Annotated in this window: 16 protein-coding genes; 9 read left to right on the top strand and 7 right to left on the bottom strand. The window is 65.3% G+C overall.

Annotation, left to right across the window (positions count from 1 at the left end; genetic code table 11):
- Position 1: 1 nt before the first annotated feature.
- Positions 2–2,005: a M13 family metallopeptidase gene (locus MKAN_RS15680; protein WP_036395913.1), complete on the top strand. Its 2,004-nt coding sequence runs from the start codon at positions 2–4 to the stop codon at positions 2,003–2,005.
- 47 nt (positions 2,006–2,052) lie between these two features.
- On the opposite strand, the gene MKAN_RS15675 is transcribed toward MKAN_RS15680, so the two are convergent.
- The 3 genes from MKAN_RS15675 to MKAN_RS15665 form a co-directional block, all read right to left on the bottom strand.
- A complete protein-coding gene (locus MKAN_RS15675; protein ID WP_023369661.1) occupies positions 2,053–4,326 on the bottom strand; it encodes a molybdopterin-dependent oxidoreductase in 2,274 nt (757 codons plus the stop codon).
- On the bottom strand, positions 4,323–4,910 hold the full coding sequence (locus tag MKAN_RS15670; RefSeq protein ID WP_036395915.1) for a TetR/AcrR family transcriptional regulator: 588 nt from the start codon (positions 4,908–4,910) through the stop codon (positions 4,323–4,325). Before MKAN_RS15670 ends, MKAN_RS15675 begins: the two co-directional genes overlap by 4 nt.
- Before the next feature lie 101 nt (positions 4,911–5,011).
- Positions 5,012–5,158 carry a hypothetical protein gene (locus MKAN_RS15665; RefSeq protein ID WP_155254704.1) on the bottom strand — a complete coding sequence of 49 codons (147 nt, stop codon included), beginning with the start codon at positions 5,156–5,158 and terminating at the stop codon, positions 5,012–5,014.
- Positions 5,159–5,430: 272 nt separating this feature from the next.
- On the opposite strand from MKAN_RS15665, the gene MKAN_RS15660 reads away from it, so the two are divergent.
- From MKAN_RS15660 to MKAN_RS15630, 7 genes are all read left to right on the top strand, one after another.
- A complete protein-coding gene (locus tag MKAN_RS15660) occupies positions 5,431–6,174 on the top strand; it encodes an NAD(P)-dependent oxidoreductase (RefSeq protein ID WP_023369655.1) in 744 nt (247 codons plus the stop codon).
- 18 nt (positions 6,175–6,192) lie between these two features.
- Positions 6,193–6,756 carry an anthrone oxygenase family protein gene (locus tag MKAN_RS15655; protein ID WP_023369653.1) on the top strand — a complete coding sequence of 188 codons (564 nt, stop codon included), beginning with the start codon at positions 6,193–6,195 and terminating at the stop codon, positions 6,754–6,756.
- Positions 6,753–7,604, top strand: coding sequence for an NAD(P)H-binding protein (locus MKAN_RS15650; protein WP_023369651.1), 852 nt, complete (start codon positions 6,753–6,755; stop codon positions 7,602–7,604). The genes MKAN_RS15655 and MKAN_RS15650 overlap by 4 nt, the downstream gene beginning before the upstream one ends.
- Before the next feature lie 2 nt (positions 7,605–7,606).
- Positions 7,607–8,293: a class I SAM-dependent methyltransferase gene (locus MKAN_RS15645; protein ID WP_023369649.1), complete on the top strand. Its 687-nt coding sequence runs from the start codon at positions 7,607–7,609 to the stop codon at positions 8,291–8,293.
- A gap of 331 nt (positions 8,294–8,624) precedes the next feature.
- Positions 8,625–9,065 (top strand): MmpS family transport accessory protein, encoded by a 441-nt coding sequence (locus tag MKAN_RS15640; RefSeq protein ID WP_036395919.1) that lies wholly within the window; start codon positions 8,625–8,627, stop codon positions 9,063–9,065.
- A complete protein-coding gene (locus MKAN_RS15635) occupies positions 9,062–11,932 on the top strand; it encodes an MMPL/RND family transporter (protein WP_023369645.1) in 2,871 nt (956 codons plus the stop codon). Before MKAN_RS15640 ends, MKAN_RS15635 begins: the two co-directional genes overlap by 4 nt.
- Positions 11,933–12,126: 194 nt before the next feature.
- A complete protein-coding gene (locus tag MKAN_RS15630; protein WP_023369643.1) occupies positions 12,127–12,546 on the top strand; it encodes a DUF5078 domain-containing protein in 420 nt (139 codons plus the stop codon).
- Positions 12,547–12,593: 47 nt separating this feature from the next.
- Here MKAN_RS15630 and MKAN_RS15625 read toward each other — a convergent pair whose 3' ends face one another.
- From MKAN_RS15625 to ricR, 4 genes are all read right to left on the bottom strand, one after another.
- On the bottom strand, positions 12,594–13,076 hold the full coding sequence (locus tag MKAN_RS15625; protein WP_023369641.1) for a MarR family winged helix-turn-helix transcriptional regulator: 483 nt from the start codon (positions 13,074–13,076) through the stop codon (positions 12,594–12,596).
- Positions 13,077–13,221: 145 nt separating this feature from the next.
- Positions 13,222–14,253, bottom strand: coding sequence for a L,D-transpeptidase (locus MKAN_RS15620; RefSeq protein ID WP_036395882.1), 1,032 nt, complete (start codon positions 14,251–14,253; stop codon positions 13,222–13,224).
- Between the two features lie 119 nt (positions 14,254–14,372).
- Positions 14,373–15,641 (bottom strand): MFS transporter, encoded by a 1,269-nt coding sequence (locus MKAN_RS15615; RefSeq protein WP_036395926.1) that lies wholly within the window; start codon positions 15,639–15,641, stop codon positions 14,373–14,375.
- A gap of 142 nt (positions 15,642–15,783) precedes the next feature.
- On the bottom strand, positions 15,784–16,074 hold the full coding sequence (gene ricR, locus MKAN_RS15610) for a copper-sensing transcriptional repressor RicR (protein ID WP_036395929.1): 291 nt from the start codon (positions 16,072–16,074) through the stop codon (positions 15,784–15,786).
- Between the two features lie 122 nt (positions 16,075–16,196).
- Between ricR and ilvD the strand changes: the two genes are divergently transcribed.
- Complete coding sequence (gene ilvD, locus MKAN_RS15605) at positions 16,197–17,891, top strand: dihydroxy-acid dehydratase (protein ID WP_023369633.1); 1,695 nt, start codon at positions 16,197–16,199, stop codon at positions 17,889–17,891.
- Positions 17,892–17,934 lie beyond the last annotated feature (43 nt).

Here is a 17,934-nt window from a genome sequence, read left to right as displayed (position 1 = left end):
GGTGACAGTAGAGGCCATCCGCTCCGGTATCGACCTGAGCTACGTCGACGCCGATGCCCGCCCCCAAGACGACCTGTTCGGCCATGTCAACGGCCGCTGGCTCAAGGAACACCAGATACCTGCGGACCGGGCGATCGACGGCGCCTTCCGGCAGCTGTTCGACCGCGCCGAAGAGCAGGTGCGCGATCTGATCGTCGAAGCAAGCCAAGCCTGCGCAACAGGTGCCGCGACCGGCGGCGACGAGCAACGCATCGGCGACCTGTACGCCAGCTTCATCGACGAGGACGCCGTCGAACGCCGCGGTCTGCAACCACTGCACGACGAGCTGGCCACCATCGACGGCGCCGCCGACCGCGCCTCCTTGGCCGCGGTCATCGGCGCCCTGCAACGCACCGGCATGGGCGGTGGCATCGGATTCTATGTGGACACCGACTCCAAGGACTCCACGCGTTACCTGCTGCACTTCTCCCAGTCCGGCATCGGCCTGCCCGACGAGTCCTACTACCGCGACGAACGGCACGCCGCGGTGCTGGCCGCCTACCCCGGCCACATCGCGCGGATGTTCAGCTTGGTGTACGGCGACACCCCCGAGGACCGGGCCGCCCACGCCGCTGTCGCGGCCCGCATCGTGGCGCTGGAGAGCAAGGTGGCGGCCGCCCATTGGGACGTGGTCAAGCGCCGTGACGCCGAGCTCACCTACAACCTGCGCACCTTCGCCGACCTGCAGGTCGAGGGCGCCGGCTTCGACTGGGAGGGCTGGGTCACCGGGATGGGCAGCACGCCGCAGTCTCTCGCGGAATTGGTGGTGCGCCAGCCCGATTATCTGCACGCCTTCGCGGCCCTGTGGGACAGCGAAGACCTCGACGACTGGAAGTGTTGGGCGCGTTGGCGATTGATCCGTTCCCGGGCCCCCTGGCTGACCCGCGATCTGGTCGATCAGGACTTCGAGTTCTACGGCCGCAGGCTGACCGGCGCCCAGCAGATCCGCGAGCGCTGGAAGCGCGGCGTGGCCCTGGTCGAGACACTGATCGGCGATGCAGTCGGAAAGCTTTATGTGCAAAGGTATTTCCCTCCGGGCGCCAAGGCCCGCATCGACGAGCTGGTAGCCAACCTGCAGGAGGCGTACCGGGTCAGCATCGGCGAGTTGGAGTGGATGACCCCGCAGACCCGGCAGCGAGCACTGGCCAAGCTCGGCAAGTTCACCGCCAAGGTCGGTTACCCGGTGAAGTGGAAGGACTACTCCAAGCTGGTGATCGACCGTAACGACCTCTACGGCAACTTCCGGCGCGGCTACGCGGTCAACCACGACCGCGAGCTGGCCAAGCTCGGCGGCCCGGTCGACCGCGACGAGTGGTTCATGACACCCCAGACGGTCAACGCCTACTACAACCCTGGGATGAACGAAATCGTTTTCCCGGCAGCCATTCTGCAACCGCCGTTCTTCGATGCCGAAGCCGACGACGCCGCCAACTACGGTGGCATCGGCGCTGTGATCGGGCACGAGATCGGGCACGGCTTCGACGACCAGGGGGCCAAGTACGACGGCGATGGCAACCTGGTCGACTGGTGGACCGACGACGACCGCGCCGAATTCGCTACCCGCACAAAGGCATTGATCGAGCAGTACGAGACGTACACGCCGCGAGATCTCGATGCCGGCCACCATGTGAACGGTGCGTTCACCGTCGGGGAGAACATCGGCGATCTGGGTGGGCTGTCCATTGCGCTGCTGGCCTACCAGCTATCCCTGAACGGCGAGCCCGCTCCGGTCATCGACGGCCTTACCGGTGTGCAGCGGGTGTTCTTCGGGTGGGCCCAGGTGTGGTGCACCAAAGCGCGTGAGGCTGAGGCGATCCGGCGGCTGGCCGTCGATCCGCATTCCCCGCCGGAGTTCCGGTGCAACGGCGTGGTGCGCAACATCGACGCTTTCTACGAGGCATTCGACGTCACCGAGGACCATGCCCTGTATTTAGCGCCGCAACAGCGGGTCCGCATCTGGAGTTAGGTCACGTTCTTCCCCGCGAGCAGACACAGAATCGCATCATCTGGCGGCTAGACACGCGATTCTGTGTTCCCCCGCAAGCGGGTGGTACCCCCAGCTGGGCAGGGCTCGATGCGCGCCGGCACATGTTTGTGCCACGGTGTGCCGGCATAGGGGTCACGCCACTGTGTCGAGGTCAGCGTGTTCGGGGCGACGCCCGGGGTGCGTAGCCGGCCGTCGTCGTCGGTGTAGTCCAGGCCAAAGCCGTTGGGCAGGGCGGCATGTCCGGGCAGCATCGTCTCGGTGATCTCGACAGTCGCCTCCGCGCTGCCAGCCGCGGTGGTGATGCGGGCTCGGCCACCGTCGACCAGTCCGAGGACTTGGGCGTCTTCGACACTGACCCGAAGCGCCCCGTCGGCGTCGCGTTTGCGCCAGGACGGGTCGCGGAAGATGTCGTTGGCGGTGTAGGCGCGGCGCTCGCCCACGGACAGCACGATCGGCAACTCGGGCGTCGTCAAAGCCCCCGAAGCGCGGGCCAATGATCTTATCTCGTCGAGCATTTCGGGGATTTCCAGGGCGATCTTGTGGTCGGCGTGGCTGATCAACGCGAAGTCGTCCGGGTAGTTGTGCGCGGTGAAGGTGACCCCGGAACGTCCGGACAGGATCGCGTCGAACAAGGCGTTGCCGTCAGCGTGCCCGGCGCGCCGGACGGCGTCGGGATAGGTCATCGCGGTCTTCTGGGCAAGTCCCCACAGGGCAGCCGCTCCCGCCAGCCCGTCCGGTAGTGTCGGGCCGAGGGTTTCGTAGAGCACGTAGGGAAGCAGTTTGGCCACAGTCGGATTGGTCGCCACCGCGGTAAGAAAAGCTTGGGTGTACGCCTGGCGACCTTGCTGCGCCGCCTCGCGAAGCGGCCGCAGATCCGCGTCGTCGACAACATCCAACGCGCGTACCAACCGTGACCAGATTTCCGGCTCCGGCAACGTTCCCGAAAGCGGTTCCAGTATCGGGTGGCGCAGGTGCACCGCGTTGTGCGGGAACTCAAAGTTGAAGAAGGTCGCTTCGACCTTCTCGAACTGCGACGACGCCGGCAGCACGTAATGAGCCAGCCGGGCGGTTTCGGTCATCGCGACGTCGACGACCACCAGTAGCTCCAACGTTGCGAACGCCTCCCTGCAAGCTGCCGAATCAGCAAGGGAATGAGCAGGATTAGCGCTTTCGACGATCATAGCGCGGAACCGGTCCGGATGATCGGTCAGGATCTCTTCCGGCACGACATTGCCCGGAACCAGTCCGGCGATGATGGGAGCGCCGGTGACCGGCGTGCGTCCGGATACCGCGCTGAACAATGGCGCGAACGACGAATGCAGGTGCTGGCCACCCTGTTTCGCGAAGTTGCCGGTGAGGATCCACAGCATCTTGTTCAAGTACGAACACAGGGTGCTGTTGGGCGCCTGCTGGACTCCGAGGTCCTCGAACACCGAGACGCTGCCCGCGGTGCCGATCCGCCGGGCCGCCGCTCGCAACAATTCCTCGTCCACTCCGCAACGTTGCGCGTAGTCGGCGACGGGAACCTCCCGCAGTACGGCGCGCACGGCGTCGGCGCCGTGCACGTGTTCCCTGAGAAACGCCTCGTCACAAAGGTTTTCCTGAACCAGAACAGCCGCTAGTGCCGCCATGCACCAGGCGTCGGTGCCGGGCCGCACCCGAAGATGAAAGTCTGCCATCTTGGCCGTGTCGGTGACGACGGGATCGATCACGATCATCGACCGGGCGGGGTCTTTCGCGATGTCGTTGAGCACCACTCGAGCCCGCGGGAAGCTCTGCGACATCCACGGATTCTTGCCGACGAACACCGATACCTCGGCGTACTCGAATTCGCCGCGCGTGTGGCCGCCATATAGCTGCCAATCGATCCATGCTTCTCCGGTCTTTTCCTGCGCCAGGGCATTTGACCGGTAGCGCGCGCCCAACGCCTTCAGGAATGCGCCGCTGTAGGCACCGCCGAGATGATTGCCCTGCCCGCCGCCGCCGTAATAGAAGATCTTGTCGCCGCCGTGGACGTCACGGATCCGCTTGAACCCGTCGGCGATTTCGACAATCGCGGTGTCCCAGTCGATTTCCTCGTAGGTTCCGTCGGATCGGCGGCGCAGCGGCGACGTCAGCCGACTGCGGTTGTTCTGGTAGTGATCCAAGCGCAGCGCCTTGTTGCAGGTGTAGCCCTGCGACGCCGGATGCGCTTTGTCGCCGCGGATGCGGGCCAGTTTGCGGTCTGCTACCTGCACCACGATGCCGCAGTTGCATTCGCAGAGGATGCAGGCCGTGGGCTGCCAATCCGTGGTGGTCATCGAGGTTTCCCTTCCGGCAGCTCGGCCAGTAGCAGGTGGTGCAACTGGCGGTGAACCGATTCGAGCGGCGTCAGGTCACGCCGTACCCGGGCCAGCAGCAGCGCGCCTTCCAGAGCCGATGTGGCAAATACCGCTAGTTCGTTGGCCCGGCCGGCAGGTATGCCGTCGCCGACGAAGCGCTGCGCGATCAGTGCTGACCAGCGGTCGAACACCGCCGCCGCATGCTCGATCACCGGGGTCATCCGCTCGCTGTCGGGGCCCTCGCCGGCTTCGACCGCCACCGCCGCGATGGGGCAGCCCGCGCGAAAGTCGCTGGCGAGCAACTGCTCGCGGTACTTGCCGATCAGCGTGTCCAGCAGTTCGAGGCTGTCGCGCGGCTCGGTGATGATGGCCGCGACGTGCTCACCGGCGTAGTCGACGGCCTCGCACAGCAACTGGGTCCGCCCGCCCGGGAAGTAGTGGTAGGCCGACCCGCGCGGCGCGCCGCTGTGCTGTAGCACATCGGCGATGGCCGTGGCGCGTGCGCCACGCTCGCGGATCAGCAAGGCCGCAGACACGACCATCCGTTCACGGGGGCCAGGCATATGTATGATGATATACATAACCGCCGTCGAATGGAACCCTCGAGCAGACGCAGTGCTGCCGGCTTTGCAACGAACGATTTCCTGAGAGCTTGGCTGCGGCGTCAGTCCACGAAGAGTTCCACATGGTCATTGACCCAGTCGGCGTACGTCTTCGCAGGGCAGCCGAGAATCTGCCCGGCCTCGCTGGTCACAAGCGCCCGCCCGACCTCGCGGGAATGCCGAACCATCAGGGCCGTCACAAATGCCATGGGCATTCCTTGGGAAACCATTCGCTCGTTCACTTCCTGCACCGAAAGCTCGTCATAGCGAAGCGGTTTCCCGATCACCTCGATATACCATCACGTCCTGTGACAATCCTAACCTGTTCGTTGTTACCGTGACCCCGCGGCGGAGAGGCTGTCGACTCGTGGGCGAAGTGTGCCGATCAGATTGCCACCGTGATGCACGTCACACACTATTAGCATCCTCAGGATAGTCATATAACGTGATGATCACTGACAGTGATTCTAGGGGAGGCCTAATGAATCTGGTGATCTTCGGGGCGAACGGCCAGACGGGTCGTCTCGTGACCGCTCTGGCATTGGCGGCGGGGCACCGCGTCACCGCCGTGACCCGCCGCCCTCGCGAATTTCCGATCGCTGGGCACGGGTTGACCGTGGCCGGCGCCGATGCGCGGGACGCGGCCGCGGTCAGCCTGATTGTGCGAGGCGCAGATGCCGTCGTCTCGGTGCTGGGGGTGTCGTTCACCCGTGAGCGGGTTGACACGTACTCGGTCGGCACCCGCGCCATCGTGGACGCGATGCGCGGCGCTGGCGTGCCACGCCTGATCGTGGTCAGCTCCACCGCGGCGCACCCGAGCCGGCGCCGTGCGGCACCGATCTCAATTCGGCTGATCGAGCCGATCATCACCCGGACTATCGGCAAGACGGTGTATGACGACATCCGGCGCATGGAAAGCATCGTGCGCGGCAGCAGGCTCGACTGGACCATTGTCCGCCCCTCGGGTCTGTTCGACCTTCCCGCACCAACCCACTACCTGTCCGGCGATATCGAACCCGTCGGCGCGTTCACCGCTCGCGTCGATCTGGCGGACTATCTGGTGGCGCTGACCGCTGATTCGTCCGCGGTGGGCAAAACCGTCGTTGTCTCGACCACCGAGGACACTCCGAGTGTGTGGCAGATGATTCGTCGGGAGGCCTCGTCGGGCAACGCACCCCGCCCCGCTGACCTACCGACGCGCCGGACCGGCGCCGAACGTGCCTGAAACCAAGGGGGCAAAGCCATGTCGGCCTCATCCGATATCTCCTTCCCGCGCAACGACACCGACACTGCCGGTGCCTCGAATCGAAAAGCGCCAGGGCTGCTTGAGTCAGCGTCGGCTTACCTCGCGGTGCTCTTCAGCGGACTTTTCGCCGGTTTCCTGATCACGGTGGCGGTCCTCGAAAGCAGTTTGCGTGGTGCCGGGGCGTCGGTGTACGCCCAGGTCCGGCTGATCGAGCTCGACCGGCTTGGCGGCCTTGCCGCAGTGCTGCTGGTGCCCGCGATCGCGGCCGCAACGGCGTTGACGCTGTATATGGTTCGGCGACGTGGCCGCGGCGGCCGGTGGGTGCTGGTGGCGCTGCTGATGCTACTGACGGCGACTGCGATCAGCGCAGCAGTCAGCGTCCCGATCAACAACGCGCAACAAGGTTGGTCGGTGCTGGTGCCGCCGAGCGACTGGTCGGGCGTGCGCGACCGCTGGCAGCTCGCCCATGCTGCGCGCACCACCGCCGCCACCCTGGCGTTTGTGCTGCTGACCGTGGTGACAACGGCGCCCCGTTTCCAAATGCGAAGGACGACATCATGACAACGATTCTGGTCACCGGCGCCACGGGCAATGTCGGGCGTCCTCTCGTCACCGCACTTGCCGACGCCGGTGTCACCGTGCGAGCGGTGAGCCGCCACCCCGACAGCGCGGGCCTTCCGGCCGGCGTAGCGGTGCTGACCTCGGCCGCGGATGGGCTGCGTGGGGCCGACGCGGTGTTCCTCAACTCCCGCGCCCTCGGCGATCACCTTGTCGCGGTCGTGGACCGCGCCCGCGACGAAGGGGTGACGCGACTGGTGGTGCTCTCGGCGATCAACGCCGACGACGACTTCTCGGTGCAGCCGTCACGCTTTCGCGGAGACCGCAACCAGGAGGTCGAGCAACTGGCCGTCGACTCCGGCCTGGAATGGGTGAGCCTGCGGCCGACGATGTTTGTGTCGAACCTGGTCGGCATGTGGTCCACCCAGCTACAGGCCGGTGATGTGGTCAGGGGGCCGTACGCCGCCGCGTCCTGTGCACCCATTGTCGAGGAGGACATCTCGGCGGTGGCGGCGCAGGCGTTGCTCACCGACAGGCTGGTCGGCCGCAGGATTGCGTTGACCGGCCCGCAATCATTCACCAACGCGGAGCTGGTGGCGGAGATCGGCAGCGTTGTGCATCGCCGCCTGCGTTATCAGGAGGTCCCGCCCGAACAGGTGCGGAATAAGTTTGTCGCACTGGGGTTTTCACCGGGATTTGCGGACGCCTACATCGGGTTTCTCTCGGCCACCGTTGACGGGCCGGCTGCGGTAACGCGTGAGGTCGAGAACATCTTGGGCCGCCCGGCTCAATCATTCGCCGCCTGGGTCGCCGACCATCGGGAGCTGTTCACCAGATCGCAAGGAGGATAATCATGACCGCACCAGGAGATTTCACGTTCGAATCCGCATACCGCGGTGAGGTGCCCAGCCTGGGGTCCGGACCCAAACCGCCGTGGAGCATCGGCGAACCGCAACCCGAACTAGCCGCGCTGATCGAGCAGGGCAAATTCCACGGCGACGTCCTCGACGCCGGATGCGGCGAGGCGGCGATCTCGCTGCAGCTGGCCGAACTCGGCTACACCACAGTCGGACTCGACTTGTCGCCGACGGCCATCGAATTGGCCAGGGCCGAGGCCGCCAAACGCGGGCTGAGCAACGCCACATTCGCCGTCGCCGACATCAGCGACTTCACCGGCTACCCACCCGGGTCGGAAGGCCGGTTCGGCACCATTGTCGACAGCACGCTGTTTCACTCGCTTCCGGTCGAGGCGCGCGAGGGTTATCTGCAATCGGTCGTGCGCGCCGCCGCGCCGGGAGCGTCGTACTTCGTTTTGGTGTTCGACCGCGCGAGTATGCCCGAAGGCCCGGCCAACGCCGTCACCGAAGACGAACTGCGCGAGCTGGTCGGCAGGTACTGGGCAATCGACGAGATCAAACCGGCTCGCCTGCATGGCAATCTGCCGGAAAGCTTCTCCGCACTGCCGCTCGGTGACCTGCGCGACGAACCAAACGGACGCAAGTCGGTTCCCGGCTGGCTGCTCAGCGCACACCTCCCCTAGTCAGATCCCCATCCCGACTCGTACCGCCCGCCCTGCGTGCCTATGCCCAGTCCCAGACGCTGCACACGATCACTGCCCGGACGTTCGCGGTCAGCGGTGGAGCCGATGTGCTCACCCACCGGCTCATGCCCGTGATCTACTGGCGCCATTCCCGGCGCCACGCTTGTACATCGGCCGACGGCCGGGCCCATGCTGCCGCAGCAGGCGCCCGCCGCCATCGATCGGGCGATGGGCCTGCTGACGCACGCAGCACCAGAAATGCACAGCGCATGAACCGAATTCGTGAATCTCGCGCAACCAACCGATTGCCTCGACAAGGAGGATGAACCAGATGACTGCTATTCTTAGCGCGCTGAAACGGTTGTGGATACCCTTGGTCGTCTCGCTAACGGTCGCGACCAGCGGATTCACCGTCTACCGACTCCACGGGATCTTCGGCGCGGCCGGCTTTTCGGCAATCAGCAACGGCCACGCCGACGAGATCGTCCCGTTCAACCCGAAGCAGGTTCGCTACGAGGTTGTCGGCCCGCCAGGGACTACCGGAAGCATCAGCTACCTGGACGAGAACGCGGCGCCGCAGCAGGCTCGCTTCACTATGCTGCCGTGGACGCACACGTTCACCACGACCATCCCGGCAGTGTTCGCCAATCTCGTTGCCCAGGGCGACAGCAACGCCATCGGATGTCGCATCAGCGTGAACGGCGAAATCAAGGAGCAGCAGTACGCCACCGAAGTCAATGCCCAGACCTTCTGCCTGGTGAAGTCCGCATGAGCAATCGGCATTCCGAACGCCCCGTCCTGGCACGGGCCATTCGGTTGCTGTCGGTGCCGATCATTGTGTTCTGGCTGGCACTGGCCGCCGTAACGAATACTGTTGTCCCCCAGCTGGAAATCGTGGGCAGGCACCACTCGGTGTCGTTGACGCCCCACGATGCGCCGTCGTCGATCGCAATGAAACGCATGGGCGCTGTATTCGGTGAATACGATTCCGACAGCGCCGCAATGATCGTCCTGGAAGGCGACGCACCGATGGGTGGCGCCGCACATGACTACTACGACGGCCTGGTGCGGCAACTGGAGCAGGACACCAAACACGTGCAGCACGTGCAGAACTACTGGGGGGACCTGATCACCGCGGCGGGGTCGCAGAGCGCCGACGGGAAGTCCGCCTATGTCCAGTTGAACCTGGCCGGTGACGTGGGCCAGCCGTTGGGCAACGAGTCGGTCGAGGCGGTCCGGGATATCGTCGCCCGTTCCCATCCACCGGCCGGGGTGCGGGCCTACGTCACCGGGCAGGCGCCGCTCACCACCGACCTGACCGATGCCGGCGAGAAGAGCATGGTGAAGATCACCGTGATCACACTCGTGGTCATCACCGTCATGCTGCTCATCGTGTATCGGTCCGTCGGGAACCTGTTGCCCGTGCTGCTGGTGGTGGTGATCGAAATGTGTGCTGCGCGAGGGGTTGTCGCGGTCATCGGAAACGCCGGCATGCTGGGGCTGTCCACCTTCGCCACCAGCCTGCTCACCTCGTTGGCCATCGCAGCCGGCACCGACTACGCAATATTTCTCGTCGGCCGATACCACGAGGCCCGCCAGGCAGGCGAGGATCGCGAGACCGCCTACTACACCGCGTATCGCGGTATCGCCCATGTGATCCTGGGTTCGGGCCTGACGGTCGCGGGGGCCATGCTGTGCCTGCACTTCACCCGACTGAACTACTTCAGTTCCATGGGCATACCCAGCGCCATCGGTCTGGCCGTGGTCATCGCGGCATCGCTCACGCTGGGGCCGGCTGTTCTGACCGCGGGCAGCCGGCTCGGTCTGCTCGACCCTAAACGAACGATCAACACCCGGGGATGGCGCCGGGTCGGCACCGCGGTCGTTCGGTGGCCGGTGCCCATTCTCGCCGGGGCAATCGCCGTCGCCCTCGTCGGCTTACTCGCCCTGCCCGGATATCGCACGAACTACAACGACCGCCGCTACATCCCCGCCAGTCTGCCCACCAATATCGGGTACGCGGCCGCGGAGCGGCACTTTACCGCAGCCCGCATGAACCCGGACATGTTGCTGGTGGAAACCGACCACGACTTGCGGAATCCGAGCGACATGCTGGTCCTGGACAGAATCGCCAAGAACATATTCCGCGTTCCGGGCATCGCCCGTGTGCAGAGCATTACCAGGCCCCTGGGAACCCCCATCGAACACAGCTCGATCCCTTTCCAGATCAGTATGCAGTCGGTATCCACCACCGAAAACCTGCAATTCTTGAAAGATCGCATGGCAGACATGAAGAAGATGAGCGACGACTTCGGCGTCATGGTCGCCGCGATGGAACGCATGATGGATCTGATGCGCCAACTCAGCGACACCACGCATCATATGGTGGCCGATACCGAGGAAATGAAAGCGACAACCGACGAGATGAGGGATCACCTCGCCGATTTCGACGATTTCTTCAGGCCGCTCCGCAGCTACTTCTACTGGGAGCAGCATTGTTTCAACATACCAATTTGCTGGGCGATGAGATCGGTGTTTGACGGCCTGGACGGCGTCGACAAACTCACCGACAACCTGGATTTGTTGCTGGACGACCTGAAGAACATGGACGCGGTGCTGCCGCAGCTGCTCGATCAGCTGCCGCCGATGATCGTCGTGTCCAAGAGCATGCAGACCACCCTGTTGACCATGTACAGCAGTTTCGACGGGATGATCACGCAGATCGAGCGCATGACCAACACCGCGACCGCCATGGGCCAAGCCTTCGACGCGGCAAAGAACGACGACTTCTTCTACCTGCCACCGGAGGCTTTTCAGAATCCCGATTTCCAACGCGGCCTCAAACTGATGGTGTCGCCCGACAACAAGTCGGCTCGCATCATCATCACGCACGACACAGATCCCGCTACACCAGAGGGAATTTCGCATGTCGATGCCGAACTCCAGGCAGCACACGAAGCCGTGAAAGGAACGCCGCTGGCCGGTGCCAAGTTCTACCTTGGCGGCACCGCCGCAACCTACAAAGATATCCAGACCGGCGCGAAATGGGACCTGATGATCGCAGCGACGGCCGCGATAACGCTGATCTTCATCGTCATGTTGGTGATCACCCGTGCCCTCTTTGCCTCGTTCGTGATCATCGGCACGGTGGTGTTGTCACTCGGTGCCTCCTTTGGTCTGTCCGTACTGCTGTGGCAATACATCCTGGGTATCGAATTGCACTGGATGACAATGGCGTTTTCGGTCATCGTGCTGCTTGCAGTCGGATCCGACTACAACCTATTGGTCGTGTCACGGTTCAAAGAGGAAATCACCGCTGGACTGAAAACCGGGATCGTCAGATCCATGGGGGCCACCGGAGGCGTCGTCACGGCCGCCGGCCTGGTGTTCGCCGTCACCATGGCCGCCATGGCGACCAGCGAACTACGCGCAATCGGGCAGGGCGGCACCACGATCGGCCTGGGATTGCTGTTCGACACCTTGGTGGTGCGCTCCCTGATGACGCCCTCCATCGCCGCGGTGCTCGGACGTTGGTTCTGGTGGCCGCTGCAGGTTCGAAGCCGGCCTGGACACGTCGCACCCCTACCGGCACCAGCGCGGCCGAATCCGGTTGCACTGCAACCAGTCCCAGCCGAATGAGAACCTTCCTGGGGCACCAGCGGCGCTCAGGCCTGGTAATTCCTGGGTGCCGCCGGCACCTCCTGCCCACATCGGGCACCTGGTGTGCGTCATCCCAAAGCGCGGGCCGTGCTTGCAGATCGCAAGCAGGAGAGGACCTTTCATGGACATCCGGATTTCGTCGCAACTGCCCCGGCGCGGGTATTCGCGCAACCGTGGCCGCGCTTGCCGTGAGTGCCGGGTTGGCAGCTGCGCCCGGTACCGCGTCGGCCGACGGTACCGACGACTATCCGATACCGCACCGAATGATTGTTACGACGTGCACGGCCGAGCAGATCATGGCGGCCGCCCGCGACGTGGAACCCGTCTACTACCAGCGGTACATGATCGATTACCACAATCACTCGGCTGAGATTCAGGAGGCGACTCGACACCAGATGCACTGGTTCTACGGGCTCGGTGTCGCCGACCGGCGAGCTTATTCGGAGCAATTCGTGACACACTTCGCCGATCCCCTGACCTTGGCGTGGCCCAACCATGCCAAGCTGTTCTTCAACAACAAGGGCGTCGCTGCGCACACCACCGACATCTGCGGTCAATACCCACCGGACGATCCGTCCGTGTGGAACTGGTAGCGGCGCAACGGTTGCGACGCGCAACCGACCGGTGAACCGCCTACCGGTTAACCGCGCTCAGACATTCGAGGATGAACTCCGGGGATGAGTCCGGCACCGGCAGCCATCCGCCGCAACAGTTTTCGCAGGGTGTCACGTTCAACCAGCGACAGCGGCGCAGACATCTCCTCGTCGAGCGCTTGCCCGGATTCATCGAGGGCCGGGAGCAGGCGGCGGGCCTTATCGGTCAGGGTTATCGCGAATGCGCGCCGGTCCTCGGGGTGTCGCAGGCGCTTGACCAGGCGCTTGCGTTCGAGTTCGTCGATGACGGTCACCATGACGTTGCGATGGATGCCCAGCCGGGCCGACAACTGACGTTGAGATTGGCCGTCGTCGGCTGCCAGTGCCATCAGGACCGCGTAGGCTCTCGGTTCCACGCCACTGGGAGCCAGCCGGCGGTGGAACTCCCCGTCGCTGTACGACCCCAGCTGTGAGAGCAGGAATGCAATGCGCTCATCCAAAGCGGTAATGCCTGACGGGGGGCCGGTCATGGGGCAAGACTAGCATCGTCCAGGATCGTCATGACTCATGATAATCAAGTTAATGACTACGGATTTGCGCCACTGATCCGGTACGACGTGACCGGCGCCTACCTGCACGGCATGATCGCGCCCGCTCAGGACGCAACAAACACGGTTAGATCTGCCAGTCCTGAGCGCCGTCGTTCTTGTTGTAGGTCCCCACGGAGTTCTTCACGACCACCGGGTCCCCGCTGCCGAAGTTGTCGTAGAACCACTTGGCGTTGGTGGGACTGAGGTTGATGCAGCCGTGGCTGACATTGCGCTTGCCCTGATCACCCACCGACCACGGCGCGCTGTGCACGAAATTGCCGCTGTTGTCGATGCGGACGGCGTCGGAAACGGTCACCTTGTAGCCCTGGGCCGAGTTCACCGGGACCCCGTACGTCGAGGAGTCCATCACCACCGTCGGGAACTTCTCCAGGACGTAGTACGTGCCGTTGGGGGTTTGGTGGTTACCGGCCGACATCCCCATCGACATCGGGAACGTCTGCTGCACAACGCCGTTGCGGGTGATCGTCATCTGGTGGGTGGCGTCGTCGGCGGTGGCCACCAGCGCGTCACCGGTGCGAAAGCTCGACCTGGTGCCGGCCGCATCGATGTTGACCGCCGTGTTGGCCGGCCAGAACTGGAGCGGGCGCCACCGCACTTGGGTCGGACTCATCCAGTAGAACTTGCCGGGCACCGGCGGGATCGACGAAATGTGGATGGCACTTTCGGCCATCGGACGGTCGGCGATGGGCACCTGGAAGTTGATGATGATCGGCTTGGCCACCCCGACCATCGCGCCGTTGACCGGGTTGAATGTCGGCGGCCGGAATGGCGGATCGCCGACGAACGGTGTGGGATCCTGCCCGGCGACGGGGCCGGCCGCCACCGGTATCGCCAGCGGGTCCGGCGGCGGCGGCGCAAGCGGGTCGGCCGGCGGCAGGGCCAGCGGGTCGGGTGCGGGAGCCGCCGGGTCGGCAGGCTCGGCAGGTGCAACCACATCCGGGTCGCCGGGCACCTGATCCGGGTCCGCGAGGGCCGGACCGGCACCGAGCAGCAACACCGAAACCACCCCCGCTACGTTCACCGCGGCGAAGAGGCTGACCCTTCTGAGCCTTCTGACCCTGCTGCCCCTGCTGCGGGCCCTGGTCCAGCGCGACATATGTCATCCCTCCCGTCACGTCCTGGCCCCCAGTGTGGCATAGCACAGCGGCTACTTTCCGGCCCCGAAGCCGTCCGGCCCCACACCAGCCACCCAATTCACACCGCTGACCTGCGGTGTTAGTTAGGGTGTGAAGTTGCCCTGCCGGTGTTGGAAGCCGCGTCATCCGCGGCCTCGAAGACACGCCGGACCGCCGATACCGCCACCAGCGCGACACCCATCAAGATCGCCGATGCGGTGAGCATCAACGCCACACTCCGCTCGTACAGCAATCCACCCGCCAGCGAGCCGGCCATGATCCCCAGCTGAAACGCCGTCACATACAGCCCGGATGCCCCGTCGGGGTCGTCTGCCCCGCTGCGCATCGCCGCGGATTGCAGCATCGGCGACACGGCGGTGGCCGCCGCTCCCCACAGCACGATCGCCCCGGTCCCGACGACCAACGTCGTCACCGGCGCGCGGTCACCGCCGAAAGCCAGCCCCGTCAGCACGACGAATGCAACGGTCAGGCCGGCGACACAGAAAATCACCGCGCCCTTCGGCCGGCGGTCCAGCGGGCGCGCCACCAGAGCCACCGCGATCACTCCGGCGACACCGTAGGCCGCCAGCAGCCACGCCTGGCTCGGCCCGTGCACCCCGACGACTTGCCGGATGACCACCACGATGTAGGTGTACGAGACGAAATGGCCGGTGACGCCGATCATGGTGATCAGGCTGACGATTATCAGCGCCCGATTGCGGTGGTGGCGCGATCGCGGACCCACGTGCTGTAGCTGGTCCGCGCTGAGCACGAGTTCGGGCAACAGCAGCCGGGCCGCCACGGTCACGACGGCAGCCGCAACGGTCACGCACACCGCTGCCAGCCGCCAGCCCCACATCAGGCTCATGACGGCCGTCAGGGGACTGCCCACCACCAGCGCCAGGCTGGTTCCGACGTAGATCGAGGTGGTGGCGCGTCCGGCGTGGCTGGCCGGCACCAGGCGGGTGGCGATCGGGGCGATCACCGACCACAGCAGACCGTGGGTGACCGCACAGAGCACCCGCCCGGCGGCCAACACCGCGAAGTTGGGCGCCAGCGCCGAGATCAGCTGGGAAACGGTCAGACAAACCAGGGCAACCACCAGGGTCCGGCGACGCGGCCAGTGCGCCGTCCAGCGCACCAACGGAACCGTCGTCAGAGCCGCGACCAGGGCATACCAGGACAACAGGGTCCCCACCAGGACGATGCTGATGTTCAGGTTCCGGGCAATCGCCGACAGGGCACCCACCGGCAGGATCTCCGCGGTGACATAAGTGAAGGCCGCGGCGGCCAGCACGGCCAGCTGCGCGGCGATCCGCGGTGTCCACGGTCCGGCGGCGGGGGCAACGGTTCGGGTGTCGGCAGTCATGGCGGTGACATCTATCGGCGTTCGCGCATCGCCCACGCACCGCGGTGGTGCGTCGCGACGATCACGCTGCACTCACCGTACGCACCGCCGCGGCGCCTTCACACCAATTGCGGGTCAACACGCCCGCGCGACCACCACCTGCTCAGGAACGAACGAGCCGTGCGATGGCCGCGGAGGCTTCGGCGAGCTTACTGTCCGCTTCGGTGCCGCCCTCGGCAACGGCACGGGTGACGCAATGGTTGAGGTGCTCGTCGAGCAGGTTCAGCGCCACCGATCGCAGGGCACTGTTGATGGCGCTGATCTGGGTGAGGATATCGATGCAGTACTTGTCCTCTTCGATCATGCGCGCGATTCCGCGCACCTGGCCCTCGATGCGCCGCAGCCGTTTGGCGTAATTGTCCTTCTGCTGCGAATAGCCGTAGTCGGTTGTCATCATTCTCCCAACGATCGGACGTCCCAGCTCTGCGGAAATCTCCGATCGGGCTGCCGTAATCCTGGATGCTACCTCATACCCTAGCGGGGTATGAGGTAGGGTGCCACGAGCATACTTGGACGATGCCCGAAGCCGACATCAAGCCCCGTAGTCGTGACGTCACCGACGGCCTGGAGAAGGCCGCTGCCCGCGGCATGTTGCGGGCAGTAGGCATGGGGGACGAAGACTTCGCCAAGCCGCAGATCGGGGTCGCATCGTCGTGGAACGAGATCACGCCGTGCAACCTGTCGCTGGACCGGTTGGCCAAGGCGGTCAAGGAGGGGGTGTTCGCCGCGGGCGGCTATCCCCTTGAGTTCGGGACGATCTCGGTGTCCGACGGCATTTCGATGGGACACGAGGGGATGCACTTTTCGCTGGTGTCGCGCGAGGTAATCGCCGACAGCGTCGAGACCGTGATGCAGGCCGAGCGGCTGGACGGCTCGGTGCTGCTGGCCGGCTGCGACAAGTCGCTGCCCGGGATGCTGATGGCCGCCGCGCGCCTGGACCTGGCGGCGGTGTTCCTCTACGCGGGCTCGATTCTGCCGGGGTTGGCCAAGCTCTCCGACGGCAGCGAGCGGGAGGTCACCATCATCGACGCCTTCGAAGCCGTCGGCGCGTGCGCGCGCGGACTGATGAGCCGGGAGGACGTCGACGCCATCGAGCGCGCGATCTGCCCCGGCGAGGGCGCGTGCGGCGGCATGTACACCGCCAACACCATGGCCAGCGCCGCCGAGGCGCTGGGAATGTCGTTGCCGGGCAGCGCGGCGCCGCCGGCCACCGACCGTCGCCGCGACGGGTTCGCACGCCGCAGCGGGCAGGCCGTCGTCGAACTGCTGCGCCGCGGCATCACCGCCCGCGACATCCTCACCAGAGAAGCCTTCGAGAACGCGATCGCGGTGGTGATGGCGTTCGGCGGCTCGACCAATGCCGTGCTGCACCTGCTGGCCATCGCCCACGAAGCCGGCGTCGAGCTGGCGCTGGACGACTTCAACCGGATCGGCTCAAAGGTGCCGCACCTGGCCGATGTCAAGCCGTTCGGCCGGCACGTGATGTCCCACGTCGACCACATCGGCGGGGTGCCGGTGGTCATGAAGGCCCTGCTGGATGCCGGTCTGCTGCACGGCGATTGCCTGACCGTGACCGGACAGACCGTGGCGGAGAACCTGGCCGCCATTGCCCCGCCGGACCCGGACGGCAAGGTCCTGCGCGCGCTGAGCAACCCCATCCACCCGACCGGAGGGATCACCATTCTGCGTGGATCGCTGGCGCCGGAGGGTGCGGTGGTCAAGACGGCCGGTTTCGACTCCGAGGTATTCGAAGGCGTGGCAAGGGTTTTCGACGGCGAACGAGCTGCACTGGATGCGCTTGAGGACGGCACCATCACTGGGGGCGACGCGGTGGTCATCCGGTACGAGGGGCCCAAGGGCGGGCCCGGGATGCGGGAGATGCTCGCCATCACCGGGGCCATCAAAGGCGCGGGACTGGGTAAGGACGTGCTGTTGCTGACCGACGGCCGGTTCTCGGGTGGTACCACCGGCCTGTGCGTCGGCCACATCGCGCCCGAAGCCGTCGACGCGGGGCCGATCGCCTTCCTGCGCGACGGCGACCGGATCCGGCTCGACGTCACCAGCCGCACCCTCGACGTGCTCGCCGACGCGGACGAATTCGCGGACCGGCAACAGGATTTCGCTCCCCCGCCGCCGCGCTACCAGACCGGCGTACTGGCCAAGTACGTCAAGCTGGTCGGCTCCGCAGCCGGCGGCGCGGTCTGCGGGTAGCCACCCCCGTTCGAGCCACAACCCGGATTTGTGGCGATAGCAT

It is taken from the genome of Mycobacterium kansasii ATCC 12478 (assembly GCF_000157895.3).
Lineage (GTDB): Bacteria > Actinomycetota > Actinomycetes > Mycobacteriales > Mycobacteriaceae > Mycobacterium > Mycobacterium kansasii.
Note: the sequence above shows the minus strand (reverse complement) of the source record. Positions and strands in the feature narration are given on the sequence as shown.

Bases quoted from the DNA above. Each gene is read 5' to 3' on its own strand.
- ricR (WP_036395929.1), bottom strand. From the start codon at position 16,074: ATGACAACCGACTACGGCTATTCGCAGCAGAAGGACAATTACGCCAAA.
- MKAN_RS15670 (WP_036395915.1), bottom strand. From the start codon at position 4,910: ATGCCTGGCCCCCGTGAACGGATGGTCGTGTCTGCGGCCTTGCTGATC.
- MKAN_RS15640 (WP_036395919.1), top strand. From the start codon at position 8,625: ATGACTGCTATTCTTAGCGCGCTGAAACGGTTGTGGATACCCTTGGTC.
- MKAN_RS15625 (WP_023369641.1), bottom strand. From the start codon at position 13,076: ATGACCGGCCCCCCGTCAGGCATTACCGCTTTGGATGAGCGCATTGCA.
- MKAN_RS15655 (WP_023369653.1), top strand. From the start codon at position 6,193: ATGTCGGCCTCATCCGATATCTCCTTCCCGCGCAACGACACCGACACT.
- ilvD (WP_023369633.1), top strand. From the start codon at position 16,197: ATGCCCGAAGCCGACATCAAGCCCCGTAGTCGTGACGTCACCGACGGC.
- MKAN_RS15665 (WP_155254704.1), bottom strand. From the start codon at position 5,158: ATGGCATTTGTGACGGCCCTGATGGTTCGGCATTCCCGCGAGGTCGGG.
- MKAN_RS15660 (WP_023369655.1), top strand. From the start codon at position 5,431: ATGAATCTGGTGATCTTCGGGGCGAACGGCCAGACGGGTCGTCTCGTG.
- MKAN_RS15645 (WP_023369649.1), top strand. From the start codon at position 7,607: ATGACCGCACCAGGAGATTTCACGTTCGAATCCGCATACCGCGGTGAG.
- MKAN_RS15620 (WP_036395882.1), bottom strand. From the start codon at position 14,253: ATGTCGCGCTGGACCAGGGCCCGCAGCAGGGGCAGCAGGGTCAGAAGG.
- MKAN_RS15615 (WP_036395926.1), bottom strand. From the start codon at position 15,641: ATGACTGCCGACACCCGAACCGTTGCCCCCGCCGCCGGACCGTGGACA.
- MKAN_RS15635 (WP_023369645.1), top strand. From the start codon at position 9,062: ATGAGCAATCGGCATTCCGAACGCCCCGTCCTGGCACGGGCCATTCGG.
- MKAN_RS15650 (WP_023369651.1), top strand. From the start codon at position 6,753: ATGACAACGATTCTGGTCACCGGCGCCACGGGCAATGTCGGGCGTCCT.
- MKAN_RS15675 (WP_023369661.1), bottom strand. From the start codon at position 4,326: ATGACCACCACGGATTGGCAGCCCACGGCCTGCATCCTCTGCGAATGC.